Genomic DNA, 19,505 nt, shown 5'->3' on the forward strand with positions numbered 1-19,505 from the left:
GGTGTCCTCGGCGGCGGCCAGCCTCGGCGAGACGGTGGGACGTCAGGGACCCTCGGTGAGCCTGCGGAGGCGGCGGGCGGCGCGGGAGAGCAGGGAGCGCTGCTGGGCCTGGCGCAGGGCGACGGCCTCCAGGCGGCGCTGCTCGGCCTTCTCCTTCCACCTGAGGGTGTCCCGGCTGCCCTTGGCGGCCTTGGAGCGCAACTCCTTCAGTTCGGCCTTGAGGGCGGCGACCTGCCGCTTGGCCCGCTCGGCCTCCTTCGCCCGCGACTCGGCCGCGGCCTTCCAGCGCGCGGCCTCCCTGTTGCGGTTGACGGCCCAGTAGGGGTAGGCCTGGGCCGCGGGCCGCAGCTTCCACGACTCCGCGTCCAGCCAGGTCGCCCCGTGCAGGTCGGCGATCACGTCGTCGAGCCGCTCGCCCTCGCGGGCCACGCGCATCGCCCTCGCGACGGCGGAGGTCCGCTCCAGGCGGGCGGCGAGGACCCCCGACTCGTCCTCGTCCAGCGCCACGAGCAGCAGGCCCTCGTCCTCCTTCTCCGCCCGCTCGATCAGCGTGGCCAGCGAGTCCGCCCCCGGCACCCATCCGGCAGGGCAGAGCAGGCGGAACGGTGCGGGCGCGGAGGTCGCGGGGACGTGCTCGGCGAAGGAGACGCGGCCGTCGTGGGCGTACTGGCCGCGCAGCAGCCGCAGGTCGAGCAGCGGGTCGTCCAGCGGGGCCGGGCGTTCGCCGGTGAGCGACCCCCACGGCCCGGTGAGGGTGACGCGCACGTCGGGCAGGGTGCTGGCCAGCGCCCCGTCGACGCTCGCCCTGACGTCCTCGAAGGAGGCGCCCTCGGCGTCCACCACGACGTCGACGTAGGGCACCAGCCACTGCCTGCCCGCGTCGGTGCGCAGGTGGCGCCGGTACGGGATCCGGTCGGCGATGAACGGGTCGTTGTGCCGCCTGACGTCCGCGGGCCTGCGCATCGCCGTCGTCGTACCCAGGTGCCAGCTCAGCGCCTCGGCGTCGGGGACGAACACCGCGCCCGTCTGGGTGAGCCGGTAACCCAGCTCGGTGTCCTCGCCGAGGGTGAGGGAGGTGTCCAGCCCTCCCGCCTCCCTCAGCAGGGTGGCGGGCAGCGAGACCGTCGCGCCCACGTGGACGCGGTGCAGGAGCGAGCTGGGCGCGTCGCGGAAGTCGCGGTGGGCGGCGACGAGCTCGCCGATCCAGTCGTGCCCGTGCTCGGGATCCTCCTCGAAGAGGGAGTCGGCCCTGTCCTTGGCGACGGCGATCTGGACCTCGGCCGGGGTGGGCGGGGTGCCGGCCATGGCGGTGAAGCGCAGTGTCCCCGTCACCACCAGGTAGCCGGCCAGATGGTGCCAGCGCATGTGCGCCTCGACGTGCTCCCGGTAGGAGACGATGTCGGCGTCCATCCGGTGGATCACCTCGCCGTCCGCGACGGCCACGCCGGTCTCCAGGGCCCAGGCGATGCCCCGGCGCCCCGAGGCGTTGCCGACGAGCCGGGTGTGTTCGGGGGCGATCTCGGGGAGCCGGAGCGGGGGCGCGCTGCCGTCGTCCACGACGATCACCTCAAGGAGGTGGGAGGGGTAGGTCTGGGCGGCGAGCGCGGCCAGCGTGAGGTCGAGCCTGTCCTGCCGTCCCCTGGCGGGGATCACCACGCTCACCGGCAGGCGCGGCTCCCACGTGCCGGGCGCGGGTGCGGGCAGCACCCCGTAGTCGTTGCCCGGAATCCGGGGCGTGGCGACGGCGTCGCCGGCGAGGGCCCGCGACGTGCCCGCAGCGCCTTCCGTGGCCGGAGCCGGAGCCGGAGCCGGAGCTGGTGTCGGTGTCGGGTACGGCGTGCCGGGGACACGCCGTGCGTCGGAGGGGGGCGGCGTGCTCACGGCGTCTCCGTGGAGAGTTCCATGAGCGCGCTGGGCCGGAAGCCGCGCCACTGGCGCTTGTTGCGCCGCAGGAACGTGCCGATCGGCTCGCGCCAGGTGTGGTTGGCGACGTTGCCGCGCCGCAGGATGTAACCCAGTCCCTGAGTGCGGTAGATCTGTCCGCCCGCGGCCTGCACGGCGTGCTGGAACTGGGCGTCGATCGTTCCCGGCAGGGGACGGAAGCCGCCCACGGCCTCGAACGCGGAGCGTTCGGAGAAGATGGTTCCTCCGGCGATGAAGTTCGTGATCTGCTCGGTGATCTGCTCGCGGTGGACGGTCACCCCGATCGAGGCGAGATAGACGAACTCGGGGACCATGCCCACGACCTGGGCTCCCGAGTAGGAGTGGGCGAGCAGCAGGTCGGAGATGAAGTCGGGCCCGTACCAGTCGTCGTCGTCCATCTTCAGCAGGAACGACCCCGACGCCCTCGCCGCAGCCTGGTTCAGCACGGTTCCGAACACGGTCTGCTGGTCGGCCTCGACCACGGTGATCGGCCGTTCGAAGGACGCGAGGGCCTCGGCGACGCCCGGATGCGTCGCGGGGACGCCGTGCAGGGCGAGGATCACCTCGAACGTGGCGCCGCGCTGCCTGGACAGTTGCCTCAGCGCGAAGCCCACCATCTCCGGACGGCGGGTGACGAGCAGCACCGAGACCGTCGCCGCGGGCGCCACGGGGGCGCCCAGCTGCTCCCATCGGGCGCGGACCCCGTGCAGGCGCAGCGCCTCGCGGCGCAACCGGATGCTGTGCTCCTCGCGCTCCAGGTCGTCCTTGAGCGCGGGCTCGTCGATCGAGGTGATCAGTCTGGCCAGCTCGGGGCCGAGGGCGCCCGCCCAGCGCGGCACGGTCTCACAGATCAGGGGAACCCCGGCCGCGGCCAGTCCGGTGACGACCCGCAGTGCGGCGGCAGGGCCGGTGTGGCTGTGCCGCCAGTCCACCCGTACGCCCCTGACCTGCCTGATCCGGCTGACGTCCACGTCCGTGACGCGGCCGGAGGCGTCGAAGGAGGTGAGCGTCCCGCCATCGCAGGTGATCGTCCAGCGTCCGGACTCGGAGGACAGGTCGGCCGTGCCGAGGGTCGGCACGGTGACGAAGTTCATGGGGTTGACCGAGCGGCTGTCGACCGGGGGAATGGTCCAGGGCTCCGACAGGTCGCCGATGCCGTTCTCCAGGATCTTGCCGCCGCCGGGGCGGCCGAGTCTCTCCCAGGTCATCAGCTCGGCGACCGGGCGGTCCACCGTGGTCTCGCCGGTGGTCTCGACGCCGGACCAGGGCGGCGGCTCCTCGCCGACCGTGCGCACGACCAGGTCGGCGCCGCGGGCGCCGAACCTGTCGGGAACGGGGCCAGTGAGGGGCGCGGGGGCCGCGTTCGGGTCGCCGGGGCGCCAGTGGGCCGCTCCCGGGCCCGCCAGCGCGCCGACGGGGCCGGCGACGGCGTCCATCCGGTGTCCGCCGAACGCCCGCGCGGTCGCGGCGAGCGTCCGCCCGGCGGGCACCGGTTTGGAGAAGCCCGCCTCGACCACCCAGGCGGGCTGTTTCGGCTGGTGGACGCGGAGCTCCACGAGCGCGCGCCAGCGGTGGGCCGGGGTCGGGGACAGCACCGGCGCGGTGTACCAGTGCGGCGTCTCCAGTACGGCGACGACGACCCGGGGGGCCATGGCGAGCAGCGACTGCAGGCTCGCGGCCCTGCGGACGTCGGTCGCGGTGCGGGCGAGCACCAGGATCTCCGCGGCGCCCTCCTCGGCGCGCGGGAGGCCGTCGAGGTCGCCGTCGAGGTCCATCGCCCCGTACGCCTCCAGCTCGCCGAGCGTTTCGAGGCCCGCGCAGTAGACGAGGACGCGTCGCTTGCCGGCGCGTTCCCTGGCGGCGCGGACCAGATCGATCAGAAGGGACATCAGCCGGTCTTCCCCCGCAGCCTGGCCGTTGAGATGATCTTTTTGAGTGACCCGCGCCGCAGCTCGTCCTCCAGGCGCGCGTTCTTCGCCCGCAGCCGTTCGGTCTCGGCGCGGAGGCTCTTCACCTCGCTCCTCAGGCTCTCCGCCTCACGCTTCCGGCGCGCGGAGTCGGCCCGCCACCTCGCGGTGTCCCCGGCGACGGGCTCCGCCTCGCCCGCAGTCGTCACGCCGACCTCGGCGGCGCCCACCCAGAGTGAGCCGAACAGCTCGTGGACGACCCCGTCGATGTCACTGTCGATGTCACTGTCGATGTCACCGTCGATGTCACCGTCGGGATCACTGCCGAGGCTCCGGCGTCCGTCGCCGCTCACCAGCGCGGCCCTGGCGAAGGCGGCGGTGCGTTCGAACCTGGCCGACCTCACCCCGGAGGGCCCCTCGTCGAGTGCCACGCTCAGCAGCCCGTACTCCTCGCGTTCGGCGAGCTCGACCAGTTCGGCCAGGCTTTCCGCGCCGAGCGCCCATCCGGCGGGCAGGGTGAGCCTGAACGGCGCGGGAGCGGAGTCGGCGGGCGCCTCCTCGGTGAAGGAGACGCGTGGCTCGTGGGCGTACAGGTTGCGCACCAGGCGCAGGTCGAGCAGTGGCTCGTCGAGGGAGGGGCGGCGCCCGGTGGGGAGGTCCGTCCACGGCCCGACCACGGTGACGGCGACGTCGACGAGGGTGCCCGCGAGCGCGGAGTCCACGCTCGCCCGCACGTCCTCGTAGGAGGCGTCGCGGGCGTCGACGACGACGTGCACGTACGGCACCAGCCAGGTCCTGCGCGGGTGGGTGCGCAGCCATCGCAGGTCGGGAATGAGATCGGGCAGCACCGACCAGTTGTGCCGGTGCACCTCCTTCTCCCGGATCATGACCGTGGACGGTCCGAGATGCCAGCCGCGGGCCCGCGGGTCGGGGATGAAGACCGCGCCCGCCTGCGCGAGACGGAAGCCGAGATCGGTGTCCTCGGCCATGTTCAGGGTGGTGTTCACGCCGCCGACCGAGCGCAGCAGCGTCAGGGGGACCGAGGTGGTGGCGCCGGAGTGGAGCCGGTAGGCCCCGGTGCCCGCGTCCCGCAGCCACCGGGTCTCCTCCAGCACCCCGGCCCGCCACTCGTGCGGCGTGGACTCGTCGAACAGCTTCTCCGCGTCCCGGGCGTTCACGGCCGAGAAGACCTCGTCGGCCGAGGGGCCGATCCCGCCGGGGGTGAAGCGGACGTCGCCCATCACGACGGCGTAGGAGAGGAGATGGTGCCAGCGCATGTGCGCCTCGACGTGCTCGGTGTCGAGGACCATGTCGGAGTCGACCCAGTGCAGGATGTCGCCCGCGGCGGCGGTGGCGCCGGTCTGGCGGGCCCAGCCCCGGCCCCAGCGGCCCTCGGGCACCCGGACGAGCCTGGTGTTGGCCGGGGTGATCTCGGGGACGCGCATCTGCGGGTCGCTGCCGTCGTCGGCCACGACCACCTCCATGAGGTGCGCGGGGTAGGTCTGCGCGGCCAGCCCGGCGAGCGTGCGGTCCAGGGCCTCCTGGCAGTCGTGCGCGGGGATCACCACGCTCACCCTGAGCCGGGGCTCCCACGTGCCCAGGTCCGGCGGGAGCAGGGAGCCGTAGTCGTTGTGCCTCACCGCGGCGCGCGGGACGGCGGTCCGGTCGTCGCTCGGGTGGGCGGGAGAGGTGGGAGAAGCGGTGTCGGGGGTGGCGAAACCAGTCCCGGTCACGCCTTTCCCTCCGCTTTCTCCCACGCGCCCCGTGCGGTTCTCGCCTCCACCGCGGCCAGGCGCGGCAGCAGGTCGTGAACCATCTCCTCGATTTCCTGATGACGGGGTACGGAGGCCAGCCGGTCCTCTCCCAGGGAGACCAGGATCGCCTGCAGATCCTCGTCGCGCTTGTGCTCGTGCTTCTTGAGCAACTCGACGATCTCGTCCAGCCGCCGGTCGAGCCGCTGGGTGGCCGCCTTGACCGTGGCGAGTTCCGTCTCGTAGCGCTTGACCCGGGCGTCGATCCGCTGGGCTTTTCCGTCGACCCTGCGTACGGTCGCGACCGCGAACACCTGGACGGCGAGCACCGTCGCGATCGCGCCGAGCACGATGGCCGCGGTGACCGAGATGATCTCGAAGCTCGCGAGCAGCGTCAGCGCGATCAGGAACACCGGGCCGAGTGTCGCCGCCAGAAGCGTCAGTTTTCGGGGTGTGGACATCCGCGCTTACCTTCCGTGCCGCTCTGTAATCTTTACCTGTCCTTGTCAGTGGTAAATGAGGTTATCGGCTCTTCAAGTGCAAATACGTCGACAAATAAGAAATTCGAAGGTTCCTGTGACCTGTGTGACAGCTGTGAGCCTTTAGCAGTGATCCTCAATGTCAAGTGGGAAGTGTGGTGAGAAGGGATCTTCCTGCCTCGCTATCCTTCGCTCGTGCCCGCGCAGCCGACCTCCCCCTCCCCGCCCTCTCCGGCCACCCCGGCGGGCCTCCCGCGAGTGAGCGCCCACCGCGCCGGCGGCCCGGATCACCCGCCCCGACACCCGGTCCCGAGGCCCCCTCGACACCGGCTCCCCTGTGTCGCCCCGAACCCGGGACGCGGTCCTCGCCGGACCCCGGCCATGGAAGCGCCATGACGGCACGGATCACCGGTAACGACTACCGGAGCCTCACGCCGGCCGCCCTGGGCTCCCTGGCACCCTCGCTCCGGGTCAGCGTCGTCGTTCCCGCCTACGGTGACCAGGAGAAACTCGACCTCGCGCTCGCCGGGCTGGCCACCCAGACCTACCCCGCGGCCCTGACCGAGGTGATCGTGGTCGACAACGGCAGCAGCCCGCCGTTGCGGCTGCCCGCGCTGTGTCCCGAGAACACCCGCCTGATCGTCTGCCCCGTCCCCGGCCGCGCCCACGCCAGGAACGCCGGGCTGTCGGCCGCCACCGGCGACGTGATCCACTGGCTCGACTCCGACGTCGTCCTGGACCGCAGGTCGGTCGAGGCGCACATGCGCTGGCACCACGCCGCCCCGTACCTCGTGGTCACCGGATACCTGCGCTTCACCCCGGCGGCGCTGCCGGCCCCCGAGGTGGTCGCCGCCGCCGACGACCTGGCCGAACTCTTCGAGCCCGCCGAGCCGCACGCCTGGCTGGTCGACCTCGTCGAGCGCACCGACGGCCTCACCGCCAACCCGCACCGCGCGTTCAGCATGCACGTCGGCGGCGCGACCTCGGTCAACGCCGCGCTGCTCGCCGCCGCCGGGCCGATGGACACCGACCTGATCCTCGGCCAGGACACCGAGATGGGCTACCGGCTCGCCCAGGCGGGCGCCGTCTTCGTCCCCGAGCCGCTGTCGCGCGCCTTTCACCTGGGCCCGACCATGCGCATGCGCGACAAGGCGCCGATCGACCGGGTCAGCCACGCCTTCGTGGCCGACCGGATCCCGTCCTACCGCTGGCTCCGTTCCCACCCGGCCAGACAGTGGAAGGTGCCGTACGTCGAGGTGGTCGTCGAGCCGGGCGGAACAGGAGGTCCCGGGAAGTACGCCTACGACGAGGTCCGCGCCACCGTCGACGCCGTGCTGGCGGGCACCGTGCCCGACGTCGCGGTCACCCTCACCGGGCCGTGGGACCGCGTCGGCGTCGAGGGGCGCGCCCCCCTGAGAGACCCCGACCTGGACCTGGTGCTGATCCGCGGCCACTACGCCCACGAACCCAGGGTCCGCTTCGCCGCCGAGACCGCCGAGACCTCCGAGACCGCCGAGACCGCCGAGACCGCCGAGACCTCCGAGGCTCCCCGTGACCGGCCGGGGGCCTCGCCAGGTCCCGCCCGGGCGGTTCCGTACCGTCTCCGGCTGCCCGCGGGGTGGGTACCGGGCGAGGACACCCTGGCCCGCCTGCTCGACCTGGCCGTGGACGAGGGATACGGCCTGGTCTCGGTACTGCTGGCCGAGGAGGACGGTGCCGGCGCCGGCAGCGCTGACGGCACCGACGGCACGGGTTCGGGGCGGGGGGTCGTCGCGGCGCGGCTGGAACGTGCCGCCGCGTTCGCGCGCGCCGCGATCGTGTCGAGGGAGGGGGAGGATCTCGACGCCGCCGTGGACGACACCTTCGGCGTGATCTGGGTGGACGCCGAGACCTACGGGTTCGCGCCGGAGGCCCGTGCCCTCACCGGCCGCCGCAGCGCCTACCGGGTCAGGAGCGAGGCGGAGGCCGAGGTGGCGCGCCTCGCCAAAGAGGCGGAACGGCTCCGTGAACAGGTGGTCAAGTGGCGCGACGAGGCGGGTCGCTGGCGCAGGAGCACCGTCGAACTGCGCCGCGAGGTCGGCACCCTGCGCAAGGAGCTGGCGGCGGCCAGGAAGGTCGTCCAGTACGGGCTGCTGTCCTCCGTGAAACGGGTCATCACCCGCCGTCGCTGACGACATGACCGCATCTCGGCCGCCGCTCGTCTCCTGAACGCGGAGCTCCGCGTTCAGGAGACGCCCCCGGGGGCCTGCGCCGCGCTCAGCTCCTGAGCGCGGTGCGGAGCCTGCCGAGGAGGGAGCCACGCCCCTCCCGGCGACTTCCCTCCTGGTGCCGTTCCTGCCCGGGAGCCCGCTCCGCCACGGATCTCGCGGGTTCCCGCCCCCGATCCGGGGCCGGGCTCTCGGACGTGGCCGGAACCTGGGCGGGCGGAGGAGCGGGGATCGGGGAGGCGGGCCAGAACTCCGACCGGCCGCCGCGCCGTACGCCGTGGGTGGCCTCGATCGACGCGGCGACGTCGTCCGCGCCCAGCAGCCTCGCCCGGCCCAGCGCCTCGGTCCGCTCCAGCCTCGCCTCGCCGTCGTCGCCGAGATCGGCGACGAGCATGCCGGAACGGTCGTCCTGCATCACGCGGATCATCCGCTCCAGCGTCTCGCGTCCCAGCGGCACCGAGACCGGGCCCGTGTAGCGGAACGCGATCGGGGCGGGGGTCGCGGAGATCTCGTCGGCGAAGCGTATCCGCTCGTCGTGGGCGAAGTGCTCGCGCAGCAACCGCAGGTCGAACAGGGGATCGTCCAGCACGGGGCGACGCTCCCCGGACAGTTTCGACCACGGGGCGACCAGGGTGACGATCACGTCGCCGAGCGACCCGTCGAGCGCCGCGCCCACCGCCTCGCGCACCTTCTCCCAAGGCCCGTCGGCGCGCAGCACCACCTCCACGTACGGGACCAGCCAGTGACGGCCCCGGTCCTTGCGCAGGTCGCGGCGGAGCGGCACCCGATGGGCCAGGTAGGGGGCGACGACCCGCACCGCCCGCCCCGGGTCGCGCCGCTGGGCGGGAAGCCCCAGGTGGACGGCCTGGGCGGCCATGTCGGGGACGAAGACCACCCCGTGCGCGGCCAGCCGGTAGGCGAACTCGGTGTCCTCACCCCGCAGCACCCCGGGGTCGACCCCGCCCACGGCCTGGAAGATCTCGCGCCGCATCGACACCGTCGGCCCCGTGCACACGTGGTAGGGGTTGCGGCTGGCACGCAGGCCGTCGGTGCGGGAGATCGTCTGCTCGGTGGAGCTGGGCAGGGCGGCCGACAGGTCGAAGAGGGACGCGAGCGAGCCCGCGCGCACGCCCTCGTGGACCCGCGCGGCCGTGAGCGCCGGCTCCTCGACGAACTTCTTCGCACCGATCGTGACCAGGTAGCCGGCCAGGTGGTGCCAGCGGGCCAGAGCCTCGATGTGCTCGCGGCAGACGACCATGTCGGCGTCGAGGCGCTGGATGATCCGCCCCTCCGCGAGGGCGGCACCGGTGTTCACCGCGTGGGCGATCCCCCAGCCCGAGGAGCCGGTGGTCACGATCCTGGCGCCACTCGGAGCGATCTCCGGCAGCCGCAGCGGCGGGTCGCTGCCGTCGTCGACCACGATCACCTCCATGAGGTGATCGGGGTAGGTCTGCGCGGCCAGGGCGGCGAGGGCGAGGTCGAGCCTGTGCTGCCCGCCGTGGGCCGGAATGATCACGCTCACCGGGAGTTCCGGATCCCACGCGCCGAGCGCGGGCGGGTCCAGGGGTGAGTAGTCGTTGTGCCGGATCGGCGGCAGGTCCGCCGCCGTGCCGCCCGTCATGATGTGGCACCCCTTGTCTGATTCCCCGTCTGTCAAGCCCTGTCAAGGCTCGCAGACCATATCGGCTGATCCTTAGAGTTCCCTGGGGAGACGCCTGGCTTGTCCATTTGGTGGACATCGCATCCCGGAGCCGAGCGCGTTGCCCGTAGACTCGTTTCCCAATACCGCAGGTAGCACGCGCACGGATCGGCCGTGCGCGGTGAGGAGCAATCATGACCAGGGCGTGGCGTGGCCTCATCGAGGAGTACCGTGACCGACTTCCGGTGACCACGGCGACGCCCGTTGTCACGCTTCTGGAGGGCGGCACCCCGCTCGTCCCGGCGAACCGGGTGTCGGCGCTGACCGGCTGCGAGGTCTATCTGAAGGTCGAGGGCCTCAACCCGACCGGAAGCTTCAAGGACCGTGGCATGACCATGGCGATCAGCAAGGCCGTCGAGGACGGGGCGAAGGCGGTCATCTGCGCCTCGACCGGCAACACCAGCGCCTCCGCCGCCGCCTACGCGGTCCGGGCGGGCCTGACCTGCGCCGTGCTGGTGCCCCGAGGCAAGATCGCGATGGGCAAGCTGGCCCAGGCTCTGGTCCACGGGGCGAGGCTGCTCCAGGTCGAGGGGTCCTTCGACGACTGCCTGGAGATGACCAGGAAGCTGTCGGAGAACTACCCGATCGCCCTGGTCAACTCGGTGAACCCGTTCCGGCTCCAGGGCCAGAAGACCGCCGCCTTCGAGATCGTCGACGCGCTCGGGGACGCCCCCGACATCCACTGCATCCCGGTCGGCAACGCGGGCAACATCTCGGCGTACTGGATGGGCTACACCGAGTACGCCGGGGACGGCGTCGCGACGAGGACGCCGCGGATGTTCGGCTTCCAGGCCAGCGGCGCCGCGCCGATCGTCAACGGCGCGCCGGTGACCCACCCGCACACGATCGCGACCGCGATCCGCATCGGCAACCCCGCCTCGTGGCAGCTCGCCGAGGCCGCCCGCGACGAGTCGGGCGGTGTGATCCAGTCCGTCACCGACCGTCAGATCGCCGCCGCGTACAAGCTGCTCGCCCAGGAGGAGGGCGTGTTCGTCGAGCTCGCCTCCGCCGCCAGCGTGGCGGGCCTCCTCCAGGCCCACGGGCAGGGCCTGGTCGAACCGGGACAGCGCATCGTGTGCACGGTGACCGGAAACGGCCTCAAGGACCCCGACTGGGCCATCTCGGGCGCCCCGACGCCGGTGACGATCCCGATCGACGCGCACGCGGCGGCCACCGCCCTCGAACTCGCCTAGCCGGACCTCAAGCTCGCCCAGTGAACATCACGTGAACCTCAGGAGAAGCGACGTGCCCCTCACGGCCCCCCGAGGACCCCGATGACCGGCGGCACGGCGAAGGTGACCGTCCACGTCCCCGCGACGTCGGCCAATCTGGGGCCCGGATTCGACACGCTGGGGCTCGCTCTCGACCTTCACGACGAGATCGAGGCGGAGCTGTTCGATCCCCAGGGCGGGCCGGACTCCCGAAGCGTCGACATCGTGGTCGAGGGCGAGGGGGCCGCGGAGCTCGACCTGGGCGAGGGGCACCTCATCGTCACCACGATGCGCGCGACCTTTGACGCGATGGGTCTCCCACGGCCGCGTGGCATCCGGCTGCGCTGTCTCAACCGGATCCCGCACGCCCGTGGCCTCGGCTCCTCGTCCGCGGCGATCTGCGCCGGAATCCTCGCCGCCCGCGCCCTCGCCGCCACCCCGTACGCGCGAGACGACCGTGGCGGGGATCGGTCGCCGGAGGGGCCGCCCGAGCTGACCGACGACGCCGTCTTCGCGCTGGCCACCGAGATCGAAGGGCATCCCGACAACGTGGCGCCGTGCCTGGCCGGCGGGTTCACCGTGGCGTGGACGGACGCCGGGGGCGTGCCGCACCTGGTGCGGCTGCCGCCCCACGAGGCCGTCAGGCCCGTGGTCCTCGTCCCCGCGCACCGGCTGTCCACCGAGGTCGCCCGCGGGCTGCTGCCCAAGGACGTCCCGCACGCCGACGCCGCCGCGAACGCGGGAAGGGCCGCGCTGCTGGTCGCGGCGCTGACCGCCAGACCCGAGCCCGAGTTGCTGCTCGCCGCCACGCAGGACCGTCTCCACCAGGATTACCGCGCACCCGCCATGCCGCGGACCGCCGATCTGGTGCGACGGCTGCGCGAGGCGGGGGTCGCCGCTGTCGTCTCGGGAGCGGGGCCCACGGTTCTTGCGTTTTCAACGGTGAATACGCAGGATTTGATCGCACCGGAAGTGGGTAATGACTGGCACATCCAGCCACTGGACGTCGAAACCAGAGGAGCCCGCGTTGTTTCTCTCGAGACACGCTGACACCTCTTCGACCCTCAGGGAATAGCTGTGTGCGCTGGTGATGTTAGGCTGATAGCCGCACCAGGTGCCCCGCGTTGGGTGCGTGCTTGTCAGCCACACATCGCTGTGCCATGTCTCACCTGGTGAGACATGGGCGCCGCAGTGGCCTCCCCGAATCCGTTGCCTCCGAATGCCCCGTATTTCGGTAGGGGCATTGAGAAGCGGCGTTTAGGGGGGCATGCGCGTTCGAACCACCTCGACATCTGGTTGCCGGTAGCAATCCGGGGGGTGTCCTCCAAGTCCCACCGTCGGCGATTCTCGATGGTGACGGCCTGGATCCGCCCTTCTCCGACAGTGGCGGCGGCTCTCGATGGGCCGTCGAGGATCGCAACGTGCAACCCGACCCGGTCTGTCCCACCGGGTCGATCGCACCACCGGGACGATTGGCTGATCATGGCCACGCCCGACCCCTGGGAAGGACCCATTAGTGAGCGACACCACCGAACTCCTCTCCGACGTCACCGGCACGGCGCCGGCGTCCGGCGACACCCCCACCCGCCCCGCGGCCAAGCCGCGCCGTCGCTCCGGCACCGGCCTTTCCGCCATGGTGCTGCCTGAGCTGCAGGCCATGGCCTCCGGGCTCGGCATCAGCGGGACCGGGCGGATGCGCAAGAGCCAGCTGATCGCGGCCATTCAGGAGAAGCAGGGCGTCTCCACCGAGAGCGCCCAGGCTCCCGCCGCCGTCAAGGAGACACCTGCCGTGGCCGCCCCCGCCGTCGTGGCCGAGCCGGTCGCCGAGCGTCCGGCGCGCACCCGCAGGGAACGGTCCCGTCCCGTCGTGGCCGCCGAGCCCGTCGTGGAGCAGGCGCCCTCCGCCCCCACCCCCGAGCCCGTGGCCGCCGTCGTCGCGCCCGAGCCCGTCGTGGAGCAGCAGACCATCGAGACCACCCCGGCCGAGGGCCGTGGCGAGCGCGAGAGCCGTCGCGAGCGCGGCGAGCGCCGTGGCCGCAACAGCGAGCGCCGCGAGCGTGGCGAGCGTGGCGACACCCGCCCCGACAACCGGACCGACGGCCGCCCCGACCAGCGCGCCACCGACACCGGCCAGAGCCGTGGCGAGCGGGCCAACGACCGTGGAGACCGTCTCAACGACCGCGGTGACCGCGGTGAGCGGACCAACGACCGCGGCGATCGTGGTGACAGGGGCGAGCGAGGCGACCGTGGTGACAGGGGCCCGCAGAACCGAGGCCCGCAGGACCGCAACGACCAGCACGGCGTGGGCGACGACGACGACCGCCGTGGCCGCCGCGGCCGGTTCCGCGAGCGCAACCGCCGTGGCCGCGAGCGGTTCGACAGCAACGAGCCCGTGGTCGGCGACGACGACGTCCTCATTCCGATCGCCGGAATCCTGGACATCCTCGACAACTACGCGTTCGTGCGGACGAGCGGTTACCTGCCGGGCTCCAACGACGTCTACGTCTCGCTGGCCCAGATCCGTCGCAACGGCCTGCGCAAGGGTGACGTCGTCACCGGCGCCGTCCGCCAGCCCCGCGACGGTGAGCGCAGGGAGAAGTTCAACGCGCTCGTCCGTCTCGACACGGTCAACGGCATGGACCCGGAGCAGGCGCGGCAGCGGCCCGACTTCAACAAGCTCGTCCCCCTCTACCCGCAGGAGCGCCTGCGTCTGGAGACCGAGCCGAACATCCTGACCACCAGGATCATCGACATGGTGGCGCCGATCGGCAAGGGCCAGCGCGGTCTCATCGTCTCCCCGCCCAAGGCGGGCAAGACGATGGTGCTCCAGTCGATCGCCAACGCGATCACCCGCAACAACCCCGAGTGCCACCTCATGGTCGTCCTCGTCGACGAGCGTCCGGAAGAGGTCACCGACATGCAGCGGTCGGTGAAGGGCGAGGTGATCCACTCGACCTTCGACCGCCCCGCCGAGGACCACACCACGGTCGCCGAGCTGGCCATCGAGCGCGCCAAGCGCCTGGTGGAGCTCGGCCACGACGTGGTCGTGCTGCTCGACTCGATCACCCGTCTGGGCCGCGCCTACAACCTGGCGGCCCCGGCCTCCGGCCGCATCCTGTCCGGTGGTGTCGACTCCACCGCGCTCTACCCGCCGAAGCGCTTCTTCGGTGCCGCCCGCAACATCGAGAACGGCGGCTCGCTGACGATCCTCGCCACCGCGCTGGTCGAGACCGGCTCCAAGATGGACGAGGTCATCTTCGAGGAGTTCAAGGGCACCGGCAACCTGGAGCTCAAGCTCAACCGGCAGCTCGCCGACAAGCGGATCTTCCCCGCGGTGGACGTCGACGCGTCCGGCACCCGTAAGGAGGAGATCCTCATGGGTAAGGACGAGCTCCAGATCATCTGGAAGCTCCGCCGCGTGCTGCACGCCCTGGACATGCAGCAGGCCCTTGAGCTTCTCCTGGAGAAGATGAGGGAGACCAAGTCCAACGCGGAGTTCCTGCTCCAGGTGCAGAAGACGACGGTCAGCTCCGACCGCGACTGATCGTCCGCCGTACGTCGAACGCCCCGGCCCCTCCGGCCGGGGCGTTCACGTTTTCCAAAGCCCTTGTGTGACCCGGTACTTCGGGATATCCCTACTTCAGGACCCCTTTTTCCCGTGACTCTCGTGCCCGGGACGGTCGCGAGTGTGGACGGCACGCGAGGAGGGCGGCGCACCGGGGCGGGCGGGCGCGGGGAGACGCCGGGGACAGCGGGAACGTCGGGAACGGCGGGGGCGGCGGGGACACAGATGACGAGGGTGGGCACCGAGGGCAGAGGAGGCGCATGACGGCCGAGACGCTGGGAGGCACGACCCCGGTCAGGACGCCGCTCAGATGGCGTGTCCCGCTCGGGCCGAACGGTCCCCTGGGCATGCTCGTCGACCCGATGACCTGGCGGGCCGTCCCCTACCTGCTGGTGAGCGTGTTCTACGGTCTCGCCTGCTTCGCGTTCCTCGCGTCCGTGATCCCGGCCTCCCTGGTGATGGTGCTCGTGTGGATCGGGCTGCCGCTGCTCGCCCTGACCATGCTCGCCTGGCGGGGCGCCGCGATGCTGGAGCGCCACCTCCTGCGCCTGGCCTTCGGCGTCGACATCCCCAGCCCCTACCGGCCCTCCGAGGGCGACAACCTGTTCCTGCGCTGGAAGGACATGTTCGTCGACCCCGCGACCTGGAAGGACCTGCTCTACCTGTTGTTGCTGCTGCCGGTCGGGATCGCGGAGTTCACCGTCACGGCGGTCCTGTGGGTCCTCGGGCTGGGCCTGACGTTCGCGCCACTGCCCCTGCTGCTGGCCGGGCAGCCGATGACACCCATCGGCGGGCTGCCGGTCGACAGCGGGCCGAGGGTGCTGCTGTGCGCGTTGATCGGGGCCTGCTTCCTCCTCGCCGCCCTGTACGCGACCCGGGGCATGGCCTGGCTGCACGTCCTGTTCGGCGTCGCCCTGCTGGGGACGAGTGAGAAGAACCGGCTGGCGGCCCGCGCCGCCCACCTGAGGGCCAGCAGGGCCCGCGGGGTGGACGCGGCGGAGGCCGAGCGGCGCCGGATCGAACGGGACCTGCACGACGGCGCCCAGCAGCGGCTGCTGTCCGTGGCGATGGACCTGGGCCGGGCCCAGGCCAAGCTGGACTCCGACCCCGACGCCGCGAGGGAGCTCCTCGCCCAGGCGCACCGGGGCACCAAGGCCGCCATCGCCGAGCTGCGTGACCTCGCCAGGGGCATCCACCCGGCGATCCTCACCGACAGGGGGCTGAGTGCGGCCCTGTCGTCGCTCGCCGCCCGCGCGCCCGTACGGGTGGACCTGTCGGTGGAGGTCTCCCACCGGCCGCCGCCCGCGGTGGAGAGCATCGCCTACTTCGTCGTGGCCGAGTGCCTGAGCAATCTCGCCAAGCACTCCGAGGCCACCGAGGCGTTCGTCCGGGTGAGCCGCGAGGGGCAGCGGGTGATCGTCGAGGTCTACGACAACGGGGTCGGCGCCGCCGTGCCGCGGCCGGGCAGCGGCCTCGCCGGGCTGGCGGACCGGGCCGCGACCATCGACGGCACCCTGAGCGTCGACAGCCCGCTGGGCGGTCCCACGATGATCAGGGCGGAGTTGCCCTGCGAATGGTGAGAACGTGGGACCCATGCGGGTGGTGATCGCCGAGGACTCGGTGCTGTTGCGTGAGGGACTGGCGAGGCTCCTGGCGGACGGGGGCATCGAGACCGTGGGGGTGGCCGGCGACGGCCCCGGGCTGGTGGCGGTGGTCGACGAGCACGACCCGGACCTCGCCGTCGTCGACGTGCGGATGCCGCCGACCCATACCGACGAAGGGCTGCGCGCCGCACTGGAGGCGAGGTCCAGGCGGCCGGGGCTGCCGATTCTCGTTCTGTCGCAGTACGTCGAGGAGCAGTACGCCACCGAACTCATCGGCGGCGGCGCCGCGGCGGTCGGCTATCTGCTCAAGGAGCGGATAGCCGACGTGGCCGAGTTCCTCGACGCCGTACGCCGGGTGGCGGCCGGTGGGACGGTCATCGACCCCGAGGTGATCGGACAGCTCCTGAGCCGCCAGCGCAGGGGCGATCCCCTGGAGTCCCTGACCGCGAGGGAGAGCGAGGTCCTGGCGTTGATGGCGGAGGGGCGCTCCAACACCGCGGTCGCCGGACGGATGCTCGTCACCGAGGGCGCCGTGGAGAAGCACATCTCCAGCATCTTCTGCAAACTCGGTCTGGAGCCCGCCGCCGACGATCACCGCCGTGTCCTCGCCGTGCTGGCGTACCTGGGACGGTGACAGCCTGGAGCACCCGGTTTCCTCGCGGACGCCCGCCTGGCGCGGCCTCCGCGCGGATATCGCGACAGGCGGGGGCCGTGAGCGGCCTGGAGAGGCAGGTCACGGGGGCGGGGAATGTCTTGTGGCCTGGGATGGTTGGAGGATCTGGCACACTGGTAGCCGAACCGTAGCGGTTCCGGTTCCCGCCCGCGCGCACCTCGGTGTGCTCAGCGCGCAAGCCCCACAGGCGAGAGACAGTGGCGACCCGGCGACCGCGTTTTGGAGAGGAAAAGGCAACATGAAGCCCGACATCCACCCGGAGTACCACGCCACGCAGGTGACCTGCACCTGTGGTAACTCCTTCACCACCCGCAGCACCGCCAAGAACGGCGTGATCCACGCCGACGTGTGCTCCGCCTGCCACCCCTTCTACACGGGCAAGCAGAAGATCCTGGACACCGGCGGCCGGGTGGCGCGCTTCGAGAAGCGCTTCGGCAAGAAGCCCGCGGGCCAGTAGCTCTCATCTCGGCGCCGGCTCGGATAACCCCCTCCGCGGGGTGCCCGGGTCGGCGTTCGTGGTGATGAGGCAGGCTGACAAGGGCTTTCAAGGAAGGACGCACGGTGAATCTCGACGAGCTGCTCAGTGAGTACGCCGAGCTGGAACTCAAGCTCGCCGACCCCTCCGTGCACGCCGACCAGAAGCAGGCGCGCACCTTCGGCAGGCGCTACGCCGAGCTGACCCCGATCATCGCCACCTACCGCGAGCTTGAGGGCGTCCAGTCCGACCTCGGCACGGCGAGGGAGCTCGCCTCGGAGGACGAGGGGTTCGCCGAGGAGGCGAAGGAGCTGGAGGCCCGGATTCCCGAGCTGGAGGAGAAGCTCAGGCACCTGCTCGTCCCGCGCGATCCCAACGATGACAAGGACATCATCATGGAGATCAAGGCGGGCGAGGGGGGCGAGGAGTCCGCCCTGTTCGCCGGAGACCTCCTGCGGATGTATCTGCGGTACGCCGAGCGGATCGGCTGGAAGACCGAGCTGATCGACGCCACCCACTCCGACCTCGGCGGTTACAAGGACGTCACGATCGCCCTGAAGGCGAGGGGCGACGAGGGCGTCTGGTCGAGGCTCAAGTTCGAGGGCGGCGTGCACCGCGTCCAGCGGGTCCCGGTCACCGAGTCGCAGGGGCGCATCCACACCAGCGCCGCCGGCGTGCTCGTCTACCCGGAGGCCGAGGATGTCGACGTCCAGATCGACCCGAACGATCTCCGTATCGACGTCTACCGCTCCAGCGGACCCGGCGGGCAGAGTGTCAACACCACCGACTCGGCCGTGCGGATCACCCACGTGCCGACGGGTGTCGTCGCCTCCTGCCAGAACGAGAAGAGCCAGCTCCAGAACAAGGAGTCGGCGATGCGCATCCTGCGGGCACGCCTGCAGGCGATCGCCGAGGAGGAGGCGAACGCCGCCGCCATGGCCGAGCGCAAGTCCCAGATCCGCACGGTCGACCGCTCCGAGCGCATCCGCACCTACAACTTCCCCGAGAACCGCATCTCCGATCATCGCGTCGGTTTCAAGGCCTACAACCTCGACCAGGTGCTCGACGGGGATCTCACGGCCGTCATCCAGTCCCTGCTCGACGCCGAGATGGCGGAGAAGCTCGCCGCCCATTCATAGAACGCGCCCATGACCTTTCTGCTGGACGAGATCGCCCTCGCCACCGCCCGGCTCGCCGAGGCAGGTGTGCCGTCGCCGCGCACCGACGCCGAGGAGATCGCCGCGTGTGTGCACGGCGTACGCCGCAGTGAGCTGCACATGGTGAAGGACTCCGACTTCGACGCCCTGTTCTGGGAGGGCGTCGCCCGCAGGGAGTCCCGCGAGCCGCTCCAGCACATCACCGGGCGGGCCTACTTCCGCTACCTGTCCCTGGAGGTCGGGCCAGGCGTGTTCGTGCCGCGCCCGGAGACCGAGGTCGTGGTGGGCTGGGCGATCGATCGGCTGCGGGAGATGGACGTCGCCTCGCCCGTGGTCGTGGATCTCGGCACCGGTTCGGCCGCGATCGCGCTGTCCATCGCCCAGGAGGTCGCGCTCGCCACCGTGCACGCGGTCGAGGTCGATCCCGGCGCGTACACCTGGGCGAAACGCAACATCATCGAACACGGCCAGGGCCGTGTCCACCTGCACCCCGAGGACCTGGCCGACGCCCTCTCGGAGCTGAACGGCCAGGTGGACCTGGTGATCTCCAACCCGCCCTACATCCCGCCGGGCGCGATCCCCCGTGACCCCGAGGTCCGCGACTACGACCCGCACCGCGCGCTGTACGGATCGGGCAGCGACGGCCTCGACGAGGTCAGGGCGGTGGAGCGGACCGCGAGGCGGCTGCTGCGCCCCGGCGGGTTCGTCGCCGTGGAACACGCCGACCAGCAGGGCACTCCGGTCTATCTGATCTTCTCTGAGGAGAACGGCTGGCGCGACGTTCGCAGCCGCCAGGACCTGACTCGCAGGGACCGCTTCGTCACCGCTCGATTCGGCCAGGAATAGGATGCACG

At 71.7% G+C, this 19,505-nt stretch carries 14 protein-coding genes; 9 read left to right on the plus strand and 5 right to left on the minus strand.

Annotated features, from left to right (window positions below; genetic code table 11):
- Nucleotides 1-42 precede the first annotated feature (42 nt).
- Genes ABT352_RS31125 through ABT352_RS31140 form a run of 4 tightly spaced genes read right to left on the minus strand, consistent with a single transcriptional unit; the run spans nucleotide 43 to nucleotide 6,042 of the window.
- On the minus strand, nucleotides 43-1,881 hold the full coding sequence (locus ABT352_RS31125; protein WP_350948544.1) for a glycosyltransferase: 1,839 nt from the start codon (nucleotides 1,879-1,881) through the stop codon (nucleotides 43-45).
- Nucleotides 1,878-3,812, minus strand: a complete 1,935-nt coding sequence (locus tag ABT352_RS31130) for a glycosyltransferase family 2 protein (protein WP_350948545.1) — start codon at nucleotides 3,810-3,812, stop codon at nucleotides 1,878-1,880. The genes ABT352_RS31125 and ABT352_RS31130 overlap by 4 nt, the downstream gene beginning before the upstream one ends.
- Nucleotides 3,812-5,563, minus strand: coding sequence for a glycosyltransferase (locus ABT352_RS31135; protein WP_350948546.1), 1,752 nt, complete (start codon nucleotides 5,561-5,563; stop codon nucleotides 3,812-3,814). Before ABT352_RS31135 ends, ABT352_RS31130 begins: the two co-directional genes overlap by 1 nt.
- Nucleotides 5,560-6,042, minus strand: coding sequence for a hypothetical protein (locus ABT352_RS31140; protein WP_350948547.1), 483 nt, complete (start codon nucleotides 6,040-6,042; stop codon nucleotides 5,560-5,562). The genes ABT352_RS31135 and ABT352_RS31140 overlap by 4 nt, the downstream gene beginning before the upstream one ends.
- A gap of 410 nt (nucleotides 6,043-6,452) precedes the next feature.
- Between ABT352_RS31140 and ABT352_RS31145 the strand changes: the two genes are divergently transcribed.
- Nucleotides 6,453-8,231 carry a glycosyltransferase family 2 protein gene (locus ABT352_RS31145; protein WP_350948548.1) on the plus strand — a complete coding sequence of 593 codons (1,779 nt, stop codon included), beginning with the start codon at nucleotides 6,453-6,455 and terminating at the stop codon, nucleotides 8,229-8,231.
- An 85-nt stretch (nucleotides 8,232-8,316) separates the two neighbouring features.
- Here ABT352_RS31145 and ABT352_RS31150 read toward each other — a convergent pair whose 3' ends face one another.
- Complete coding sequence (locus ABT352_RS31150; protein WP_350948549.1) at nucleotides 8,317-9,888, minus strand: glycosyltransferase family 2 protein; 1,572 nt, start codon at nucleotides 9,886-9,888, stop codon at nucleotides 8,317-8,319.
- Between the two features lie 212 nt (nucleotides 9,889-10,100).
- On the opposite strand from ABT352_RS31150, the gene thrC reads away from it, so the two are divergent.
- The 8 genes from thrC to prmC all read left to right on the plus strand — a co-directional run bounded on the left by thrC (nucleotide 10,101) and on the right by prmC (nucleotide 19,497).
- A complete protein-coding gene (gene thrC / locus ABT352_RS31155; RefSeq protein ID WP_350948550.1) occupies nucleotides 10,101-11,159 on the plus strand; it encodes a threonine synthase in 1,059 nt (352 codons plus the stop codon).
- Nucleotides 11,160-11,240: 81 nt separating this feature from the next.
- The gene (locus ABT352_RS31160; protein ID WP_350948551.1) at nucleotides 11,241-12,227 is read left to right on the plus strand and encodes a homoserine kinase; all 987 of its coding nucleotides are present in this window, start codon (nucleotides 11,241-11,243) and stop codon (nucleotides 12,225-12,227) included.
- A gap of 466 nt (nucleotides 12,228-12,693) precedes the next feature.
- Nucleotides 12,694-14,721, plus strand: coding sequence for a transcription termination factor Rho (gene rho, locus ABT352_RS31165; protein ID WP_350948552.1), 2,028 nt, complete (start codon nucleotides 12,694-12,696; stop codon nucleotides 14,719-14,721).
- A gap of 281 nt (nucleotides 14,722-15,002) precedes the next feature.
- Entirely contained in the window at nucleotides 15,003-16,322 is a 1,320-nt protein-coding gene (locus ABT352_RS31170) for a sensor histidine kinase (RefSeq protein WP_350948553.1), read from the plus strand.
- Between the two features lie 13 nt (nucleotides 16,323-16,335).
- Nucleotides 16,336-16,980: a response regulator transcription factor gene (locus tag ABT352_RS31175; protein WP_350948603.1), complete on the plus strand. Its 645-nt coding sequence runs from the start codon at nucleotides 16,336-16,338 to the stop codon at nucleotides 16,978-16,980.
- 277 nt (nucleotides 16,981-17,257) lie between these two features.
- Nucleotides 17,258-17,476: a 50S ribosomal protein L31 gene (rpmE, locus tag ABT352_RS31180; protein ID WP_350948554.1), complete on the plus strand. Its 219-nt coding sequence runs from the start codon at nucleotides 17,258-17,260 to the stop codon at nucleotides 17,474-17,476.
- A 104-nt stretch (nucleotides 17,477-17,580) separates the two neighbouring features.
- Nucleotides 17,581-18,633: a peptide chain release factor 1 gene (gene prfA / locus ABT352_RS31185; protein WP_350948555.1), complete on the plus strand. Its 1,053-nt coding sequence runs from the start codon at nucleotides 17,581-17,583 to the stop codon at nucleotides 18,631-18,633.
- Nucleotides 18,634-18,642: 9 nt separating this feature from the next.
- Nucleotides 18,643-19,497 (plus strand): peptide chain release factor N(5)-glutamine methyltransferase, encoded by an 855-nt coding sequence (gene prmC, locus ABT352_RS31190; protein ID WP_350948556.1) that lies wholly within the window; start codon nucleotides 18,643-18,645, stop codon nucleotides 19,495-19,497.
- Nucleotides 19,498-19,505: the final 8 nt, after the last annotated feature.

The organism is Streptosporangium sp. NPDC000563, assembly GCF_040299985.1.
GTDB lineage: Bacteria > Actinomycetota > Actinomycetes > Streptosporangiales > Streptosporangiaceae > Streptosporangium.